8 protein-coding genes are annotated in these 9084 nt (G+C 65.7%); 2 read left to right on the forward strand and 6 right to left on the reverse strand.

Going from position 1 to position 9084, the window contains the following annotated elements:
• Positions 1-58: 58 nt before the first annotated feature.
• From bamC to QHC78_RS19905, 5 genes are all read right to left on the reverse strand, one after another.
• Positions 59-1252 (reverse strand): NlpB/DapX family lipoprotein, encoded by a 1194-nt coding sequence (gene bamC / locus QHC78_RS19885; RefSeq protein WP_319747678.1) that lies wholly within the window; start codon positions 1250-1252, stop codon positions 59-61.
• Positions 1253-1332: 80 nt separating this feature from the next.
• The gene (gene dapA / locus QHC78_RS19890; RefSeq protein WP_319747681.1) at positions 1333-2232 is read right to left on the reverse strand and encodes a 4-hydroxy-tetrahydrodipicolinate synthase; all 900 of its coding nucleotides are present in this window, start codon (positions 2230-2232) and stop codon (positions 1333-1335) included.
• A 73-nt stretch (positions 2233-2305) separates the two neighbouring features.
• Positions 2306-2953 (reverse strand): site-2 protease family protein, encoded by a 648-nt coding sequence (locus QHC78_RS19895; protein WP_319747683.1) that lies wholly within the window; start codon positions 2951-2953, stop codon positions 2306-2308.
• Between the two features lie 40 nt (positions 2954-2993).
• Positions 2994-3623 (reverse strand): L-threonylcarbamoyladenylate synthase, encoded by a 630-nt coding sequence (locus QHC78_RS19900; RefSeq protein ID WP_319747685.1) that lies wholly within the window; start codon positions 3621-3623, stop codon positions 2994-2996.
• Between the two features lie 72 nt (positions 3624-3695).
• Positions 3696-5054, reverse strand: coding sequence for a tryptophan--tRNA ligase (locus QHC78_RS19905; RefSeq protein WP_319747687.1), 1359 nt, complete (start codon positions 5052-5054; stop codon positions 3696-3698).
• A 133-nt stretch (positions 5055-5187) separates the two neighbouring features.
• Here QHC78_RS19905 and QHC78_RS19910 point away from each other — a divergent pair, with 133 nt between their 5' ends.
• Complete coding sequence (locus QHC78_RS19910) at positions 5188-5403, forward strand: RNA-binding S4 domain-containing protein (protein WP_319747703.1); 216 nt, start codon at positions 5188-5190, stop codon at positions 5401-5403.
• Between the two features lie 94 nt (positions 5404-5497).
• Here QHC78_RS19910 and polA read toward each other — a convergent pair whose 3' ends face one another.
• A complete protein-coding gene (gene polA, locus QHC78_RS19915) occupies positions 5498-8218 on the reverse strand; it encodes a DNA polymerase I (RefSeq protein ID WP_319747689.1) in 2721 nt (906 codons plus the stop codon).
• Between polA and QHC78_RS19920 the strand changes: the two genes are divergently transcribed.
• On the forward strand, positions 8217-9011 hold the full coding sequence (locus QHC78_RS19920) for an LOG family protein (protein ID WP_319747691.1): 795 nt from the start codon (positions 8217-8219) through the stop codon (positions 9009-9011). The two genes, polA and QHC78_RS19920, sit on opposite strands and share 2 nt — an antisense overlap.
• The last annotated feature ends 73 nt before the right edge of the window (positions 9012-9084 follow it).

Below are 9084 nucleotides of genomic sequence, written 5' to 3' on the forward strand. Positions count from 1 at the left end.
CCGCGCCGCCCCTCGAGCGGAGCGGCCGCGGGCTCGTGGTGGGAGCACATCCCCCCGGTCACTTCAGCTGGCTGGACAGGACGTTCAGGATACGACGGCCGGTCGCGGAGTTCTCCGGCCCGCCCTGTGCATTGAGCACCGTCACCTGGGTCTGGTCGTTGGACGACGCCAGTTTCACGCGGTACTGCGGACGAGTTTCCGGCTTGTCGTCACCACGGCCGAAGAGGCGGCCGAAGAAGCCCGGCTTGCCGCTCTCGGCGCTGGCCGCGTCGACGTCGACATAGCGCACGTAGTAGACCCCTTCGGCACGGTTGCGGTCTTCCACGGTGAACCCGCCCCGGTCCAGGGCCAGCCCGACGCGGCGCCATGCGCGGTCGAAAGGCTCGGCGATCTGCAGCGCGCCGGACTCGCCCGAGCCGGTCACGAGTTGGGGCGCTGCCCCGGTATTGACCGGCGCCGCGTTGGCCACCGACGCCTTGGCGCGGTCGAAATCGGCGCCCAGGCGCACCATCAGGCGAGTCAGCATCTCCGCCTCGAGGCCCGGATCGTTGGGTCGCGAGGTCCAGGTGGTCTGGCTCTTCTCGGCGCCGGTCAACACTTCCTCGGCGCCGCGATGGCTGATGTAGATCTCGGTATTGTTGCCCACGCGCTCCAGGCGGGTACGGAACATGTCGCGCTCGCCGGTGGACCACAGCGAGTCGAACACCTTGCCGATCGTATTGCGAATGAAATCCTGCGGGATCTTGGCGCGGTTCTCGGCCCAGTCGGTTTCCATCACGCCGGCTTCGGGCATGTCCTGGCGCATCAGGAAGCCGAGGTCCTGCCAGAACTGGCGCACCACGGGATAGAGCTGTTCCGGCGAACGGTCGACCACCACCAGCCAGCGCTGGTCGCCATCGCGCTCGACGCGTATGTCGGAGCGTTCAGGAAGCACGTTGCTGGCCGCCTGCTTGACTTCGGGTTGCGCCGTCGAATAGCTGGAGAAAGTCGTGCTCGAAGGCGCGGGCGGCGTCGATCCGGCAGAAGCCGTGCCCTGGCTGGGCACCTGGAAGCGCGTATCGGCGGGCAGTTGCGTCAGGTCGGGGGGAACTTCGAGGCGGGCCGAGGGCGGCTTGGACGCGCTCTTGTAGTCGATGGACTCTTCTTTACCCAGCAACTGGTTGACGCTGCTGCAGCCCGCGAACAGCGCGGACAAGGAAACCAGCACCGGCAGGAGCGCCAGGCGGGGCAAATTCGTACGAACTGCATTCATTGATGAATAACTCCTGTTGCCGCCGCCGGGCGATGGAGGCACCGGCGGGTCATGTCTGGGCGGAACATGGGGCGTGGGGTTCAGATATCGATCCCGGCCGCCTTGAGCGCCTCGCGAACCGCAGCGTGATGCTGCGCGCCGAGTTCGGCCAAGGGCAGGCGGTAACCCAATGCCATGCGTCCCATCTGGGCCAGCGCCCACTTGACGGGAACGGGATTGGGTTCGAGGAACAGATTGCGGTTGAGAAGCGCGACGCGGTGGTTGATCTGGGCCGCCTTGCGCGCATCGCCGGCCAGCGCGGCCGCGCACAACTCGTGCATCAGCCTGGGGGCGACATTGGCGGTAACCGAGATGTTGCCGCGTCCCCCGAGCAGCATGAGCGCCGCGGCGGTGGGATCGTCGCCACTGTAGACGGCGAATGTGTCGGGAACCTGACTGAGCAGCAAAGCGCCGCGGCCGATGTCGCCGGTGGCGTCTTTCACGCCGACGATGCCCGGCACCTGCGCCAGCCGCAGGGTGGTTTCGCCGGCAAGGTCGCAGCCGGTGCGTCCGGGAACGTTGTAGAGGATCATGGGCAGATCGACCGCTTCGGCGACGGCCTTGAAATGCCTGTAGAGACCCTCCTGGGTGGGCCGGTTGTAGTACGGCACCACGGACAGGCCGGCGTCGGCCCCCACTTTCTTGGCCGCCTCGGTCAGCTCGATGGCCTCGGCGGTGGAGTTGGCGCCCGTGCCGGCAATGACCGGCGCGCGCCCCCCGACATGCTGGACCGCGAACCGGATCAGCTCGACGTGCTCTTCGACCGAGACGGTGGGGGACTCGCCGGTCGTGCCCACCACCACGAAGCCATCGGTGCCTTCGTCCAGGTGCCAGTCGAGCAAAGCCCGGAAGGCCTCGAAATCGAGCTTCCCGTCCGGCTGCATCGGGGTGACGATTGCGACGATGCTGCCTTCAATAGGACTGCGAGATGTGGTTGCCATACGCTGCTAGGTGGCCCGAAAGCCGGACGAATCGGAAATCGTACAAGTGTACCGGAATATACGACCCCAGCCCTTACAAGAACAGGCCGACGATGGCGCCGCCCAGAGCCTGCAGGGGCTGGATCAGGAAGCCCAGCACGCCCGTCATCAGGAGCACGATCAGGATGACCATGCCATAGGGCTCGAGCTTGGAATACTGCCAGGCCAGGCGATGGGGCAGCAGGCTGAACACGATGCGTCCGCCGTCCAGGGGCGGGATGGGAAGCAGGTTCAGGGCCATCAGCACCAGGTTGACCTGGACGCCCGCCACCGCCATGGCCAGGAAGAAATCCTCCCGGACGCCGGCTTCTACCATGAGCTTATAGCCGATGGCCCAGATGATGGCCATGACCAGGTTGATACCGGGCCCGGCGGCCGCCACCCACAGCATGTCCTGCTTGGGACGCCGCAGGCGGCCGAAGTCCACCGGCACCGGCTTGGCCCAGCCGAACAGCAGCCCCGCCCCGCCCAGCAGCTTGCTGGTGAGCAGGATGACGGCCGGCACCAGCAGGGTTCCCACCGGGTCGATATGCTTGATCGGGTTGAGCGTCACGCGTCCGGCCTGGGTGGCGGTATCGTCGCCGAACATCCGTGCCACGTAGCCGTGGGCGGCCTCGTGCAGGGTGATGGCGAAGATCAACGGGATCGCATAAACCGCGATAGTCTGAATAATGGAATCCATCGCGGCATTGTAGCGGCAGAGCCCGCCGTACGGCGGCGATCTAGGCCGAAATGCCGAGCGCCCCCGGGTCGCCCCGCCCCCGCCGCAATACCAGCGGCTCGGGGCCGGTCAAATCCACCACCGTCGTGGGTTCGAGCGCGCACGCGCCGCCATCGACCACGGCGGCCAGTTCATGCTGATAGCGCTCGCGGATCTGCGCCGCATCGTTCAGCGGATCCTCCTCGCCGGCGGGGATCAGGGTACTCGAAAGCAGCGGCGCACCGATCTCCTCCAGCAGGCACAGCGCAATGGGATGGTCGGGCACCCGTATGCCTATGGTCTTGCGCGACGGGTGCGACAAGCGGCGGGGCACTTCCCGCGTGGCCTCCAGGATGAAGGTCCAGGGTCCGGGCGTGGCGGCCTTGAGCAACCGGTATTGCTGGTTGTCCACATGGGCGAATTGGCCGATTTCGGCCAGATCCCGGCACAGGACCGTCAGGTGGTGCCGGTCGTCCACGCCACGCAGCCGCCGCAGCGCCTCGGCGGCGTGCTTGTCGTCCAGCGGCGCCACCAGCGCATAGCTGGAATCGGTAGGGATCGCCACCAGCCCGCCGGCGCGGATCAGCTGGGCGGCCTGCTTGAGCAGGCGCAGTTGGGGGTTTTGAGGATGAACCGAGAAGAACTGTGCCACGTCGCCTGGTCCTCGCAAATGTCGATATCCGGAAAACGTCCGGAACCCCTGCCGCCGGCAGCCGGCAGCACCTCAGTCGGCAGCCAGGGCGCGCAGCTCCGCAACCAGCTTCGCAAGCGCGGCATCCCTGGCATCCGGCTCCGCGAAACCGGCACCGCGCGCAACGGCTTCCCCGTCCAGGTACAAGGCATACGAGTCCCCGTCCGGGCGCAATGCCCCTGCGGGATCGTCCAGCGCGCGCAGGCGCTTGATCGCCGCACCGGCGCCCTGCGCATCGGCATAGGGCCGGGACAACAGCAGGTCCTGCCCGTCTGCGGCCAGGAAGCGGAAACGAAAACGGCCGTCGTCATCGCGGAAGCTGACAAAGCGGGCCTGCTTGCCGGCCTTCTTCTTTGCGCCCGGCACGGGGGCGGCGGGCCGCGCGGACTCCAACCCCACGGCGGCACGCAACTCGGCAAGAAACGGTCCTGCAATGGCACGTGCCTTGCGTGCCCCTTCCTGCAGGATGGTCTCGATGTCGTCGGGATGCGCCATCAAGGTTTCGTAGCGTTCCCGCATGGGGCCGATTTCCTGCTCGATGCGCTCGAACAGCGCCCGCTTGGCATCGCCCCACCCCATGCCTTCTTCCAGCGCGCGCCGGAAGGCGGCCGCCTCGGACTCGGATGCGAATGCACGGTAGATGGTGTAGAGCTGGGAGTTATCCGGGTCCTTGGGTTCGCCGGGCAGGCGTGAATCGGTCACGATGCGTCCGATGGCATCGCGCAGGTGCCTGCTGCCTCCCTCGAACAGCGGGATGGTGTTGTTATAGCTCTTGGACATCTTGCGGCCGTCCAGCCCCGGCAGGGTCGCTACCGATTCATCGACCTGCGCCTCGGGCAATACGAACAACTCGCGGCCGGCGCCATAGAGATGGCTGAAACGCTGCGCGATGTCGCGCGCCATTTCGATATGCTGGATCTGGTCCCGGCCCACCGGCACGCGATGCGCGTTGAACATCAGGATATCCGCCGCCATCAGCACCGGATACGAAAAAAGCCCCATCGTGACGCCGGCATCGGGATCCTCGTTCTCGGCAACGTTCTGATCCACCGCCGCCTTGTACGCATGCGCGCGGTTCATCAACCCCTTGGCCGTGACGCAGGTCAGCAGCCAGCACAGCTGCGGGATCTCGGGCAGGTCCGACTGCCTATAGAAAGTCACCCGCTGCGGATCGAGGCCGGCCGCCAGCCAGGTCGCGGCGATCTGCAGGCGCGAGCGCTGCAGCCGCTGCGGGTCCTCGCACTTGATCAGCGCGTGGTAATCGGCCATGAAGAAAAAGGCGTCGATATCATCGTTGCGGCTCGCCTCGATGGCGGGCCGGATCGCCCCGACGTAATTGCCCAGGTGGGGCGTGCCGGTGGTCGTGATGCCGGTGAGGATGCGGGTTCTCATGATTCGGGACGCAGCAGCATTCAGTGGTACGAAGTGACAGAGCCGCAGTGTACTCCGGCCCGACCGGCCCTCCGCGCGAGGATGCCGCCCATGGCCGATAATGAGGGTTTGCATGCCCTTTTCCTGTCCTCTCATGCCCGCCATCACGTTCTCGCTCACGGCCGACCACGTTCCGCTGTGCGACCTGCTCAAGCTCACCGGCCTTGCCGATTCCGGCGGCGCCGGCAAAGCCCTGGTCGCTGCGGGCCGCGTCAAGGTGGACGGCCAGGTCGAATTGCGCAAGACCTGCAAGATACGGGCGGGACAAGTCGTGGAATTCGAGGGAACGCGGATCTCCGTCCAGGGCTGAGGTCCTGGATAGCCTCGAGTGCTAAACACGGCTGAACGGGGGCGCCAGCGGGCCCGTTCAGCCTTGCGGCGAGGACAACTTGTCTTGCGCGCCGCTAATGCGCCTGTTCCCAGGTATAGCCCGTGCCTACCTCGGCGACGAGGGGGACCTTGAGCTGGGCGACGCCGCACATGAGGGCAGGCAGGCGCTGGGCGACGATTTCGCTTTCCTCGCGCGGTACCTCCAGCACCAGTTCGTCGTGCACCTGCATGACCAGGCGCGCGCCCAGGCCGTCCTGTTCCAGCCAGTCCTGCACGGCCACCATGGCCATCTTGATCAGGTCGGCCGCCGTCCCTTGCATGGGCGCATTGATGGCGGCGCGCTCGGCGGCCTGGCGGCGGGGGCCGCTACCGCCGCGGATCTCGGGCAGCCACAGGCGTCGGCCAAAGACGGTTTCGACGTAGCCTCGATCGCGAGCCTGTTCCCGCGTGTCGTCCATGTAGCGCGCGACGCCGGGATAACGCGCAAAATAGCGGTCGATGTAGTGCTTGGCCGCATCGCGCGTGATGCCGAGATTGCTCGCCAGTCCGAAGGCGCTCATGCCGTAGATCAGGCCGAAGTTGATGACCTTGGCGTAGCGGCGCTGTTCGCCGTTGACTGCCTCGGGCGTGACCCCGAAGATCTCCGCGGCCGTGGCGCGATGGATGTCCTCGCCCCGCGCGAAGGCGGACAGGAGATTCTCGTCGCCGGAGATGTGGGCCATGATGCGCAGCTCGATCTGCGAGTAGTCGGCCGACATGATGAGATTGCCGGGCTCGGCCACGAAGGCTTCGCGCACGCGCCGCCCTTCCGGCGTACGTACCGGGATATTCTGGAGATTGGGGTCGCTGGAGGCCAGCCGCCCGGTCACCACCGCCGCCTGCGCATAGCGGGTATGCACCCGCTGGGTATCGGGGTTGATCATCTTGGGCAGCTTGTCCGTATAAGTGGACTTGAGCTTGGCCAGGCCGCGATAGCTCAGCAGCGCCTGCGGCAGGGGATAGTCCTCGGCCAGCTTGCTGAGCACATCTTCGTCGGTGGACGGCGCACCGCTGGCGGTTTTCTTGACCACCGGCAGCTGCAGCTTGCCAAACAGGATTTCTCCCAGTTGCTTGGGCGAGTTGAGGTTGAACGGCTGGCCGGCCAGCTCATAGGCGCGCTGCTCCAGTACCAGCAGTTCCTGGCCGATGGCATGGCTTTGCCGGGCCAGCTCTTCCGGATCGATACGCACGCCGTTGCGTTCGACGATGGTCAGCACCCGGGATACCGGCATCTCGATGGCGTAGATGCGAGCCAGGCCGGCATCGGACTCGATGCGCGGATACAGGGTCGCATGCAGCTGCAGGGTGTAGTCGACGTCCTCGCAGGCGTAGCGGGTGGCCACGTCGATCGCCACTTCGTCGAAGCAGAGCTGGTTCGCGCCCTTGCCGCACACATCGACGTACGACAGGCCCTTGCGGCCCAGCCAGCGTTGCGAGAGATCGTCGAGCGCCACGCTGCGATGCGATTCCAGCACATAGGCCTCGAGCATGGTGTCGTGCGCAACGCCGCGCAGCGCCACGCCGGCGTTGGCGAAGACGTGCGTGTCGTACTTGGCGTTGTGGAGCAGCTTGGGCGCGTCGGGATTCTCCAGCCACGGGGCCAGGCGCGCCAGCACTTCGTCCTTGGGCAGTTGCTGCCCCGCGTCCGGATGGCGATGCGCGAGCGGAATGTAGCAAGCTTCGCCCGGCTTGACTGCCAGCGACAGCCCCACCAGCCGGGCCTGCATCTCCACCAGCGAATCGGTTTCGGTATCCAGCGCGACCAGCGGTGCGGCCTGGATGGCCGCCAGCCACCGGTCGAAAGCTTCCCAATCGCTGACCGTTTCGTAGTGCAGGGTTTCCGGCGCCGCCGGCGCATCGACCTGCACGCGCGAGTCGCCCTCGGGAATGCGGGACTCGTCACCCGTCAGCTCGCGCAGCCAGCTGCGGAAACCGTAGCGCTCGTACATGACCTCGAGCTTTTCCCGGTCGACCGGACGCATGGTCAGCCCCTCGAAGTCCGGAATATGGGCACTCAGGTCGCAATCGGTACGGATAGTGATGAGGGAACGGGTCAGCTCGAAATTCGGGATGGCGGTACGCAGGTTGGCGCCGGCGACCCCTTTGACCGTGTCGGCCTGCGCCACCAGCTCTTCCAGCGTGCCGTACTGGGCCAGCCATTTGGCCGCCGTCTTCGGGCCCACCTTTTCCACCCCCGGCACGTTATCCACCGAGTCCCCGATCAGCATGAGGTAATCGACGATGCGCTCGGGCGGCACGCCGAACTTTTGGCGGACGCCTTCGGTGTCCAGCGTTTCGGACGTCATGGTGTTGACCAGGGTAACGTGGTCGTTGACCAGTTGCGCCATGTCCTTGTCGCCGGTGGAAACGACACTGTGTATGCCGCGCCCGGCCGCCTGGGCCGCCAGCGTCCCGATGACGTCGTCCGCCTCGACTCCCTCGATGGCGAACACCGGCCAGCCCTGGGCCCGTATGGCTTCGACGATGGGCCCGACCTGGCGCGCCAGGTCCTCCGGCATGGTCGCCCGGGTGGCCTTGTATTCGGGATACAGATCGTCGCGGAAGGTCTTGCCGGGAGCGTCGAAAATGCATGCCAGGTAGTCTGGCTTATGATCGTTCAATGCACGGCGCAGCATATTCAGTACGCCGTAGAGTGCCCCGGTCGGTTCCCCTTGCGCGTTGCGCAGGTCCGGCAGGGCATGATATGCGCGATAGAGATAGCTGGAACCGTCGACCAACAGCAACGTCTTGATCATGATCAAACACAGAGAAATCGAAGTAGGTAAAGAAATCCACGACAGCGGCGGGAACGTCCCTAAGAACTCGGGACGGGTCCCCGGCCTGCGGGATGTGGTGAGCGTGGAACGCGCCACCGCGACCAAGGCGCGCGAATCATGGCATGTCCTGGGGATTATGTCAGAGTTCTTCGAGGCCTCCGAACGCCTGGCCCAGATCCGGCCGGCGGTCAGCATCTTCGGCAGCGCCCGCATTCCTCCCGGCGACCCCCGCTACGAAAAGGCCGAGCTGATTGCGCGCAAGCTGTCCGATGCCGGGTTCTCGGTCATTTCCGGAGGCGGCCCGGGCATCATGGAAGCCGCCAACAAGGGGGCCTATGAAGGGCCCAGCCCCAGCGTAGGCCTGAACATCGAGCTGCCTCACGAGCAGGCCAGCAACGCCTACCAGAACATCAGCGTCTTCTTCCGCCACTTCTTCCCTCGCAAGGTGGCATTCGTCAAATTCACCTCGGCATACGTGGTGCTGCCGGGCGGCTATGGCACGCTGGACGAGTTGTTCGAAGCCCTTACGCTCGTGCAGACCAACAAGAGCCGCAAGATGCCCATCATTCTGGTCGGTTCGGATTACTGGCAGGGCCTGGTCGACTGGATCCACGCCCAGCCGCTGGCCCAGGGACTGGTCTCGCCGGGCGACCCCGGCCTGCTGCAGATCATCGACGATCCGCAGGCCATCGTCGATGCGATCTTCGACTTCTACCAGCACGAAGGCTTCACGCAATCGCCGGGGGAACGCGAACAGATCTTGAATCTCTAGCAGGCCGTTGAAAAAGTGGGCATCGAACGCATCAGGGACGCTGTTTTCGAAGAAACGAGTGGCCCAGACGCGT

This window comes from Pigmentiphaga sp. (assembly GCF_033795525.1).
Classification (GTDB): Bacteria; Pseudomonadota; Gammaproteobacteria; order Burkholderiales; family Burkholderiaceae_B; genus Pigmentiphaga.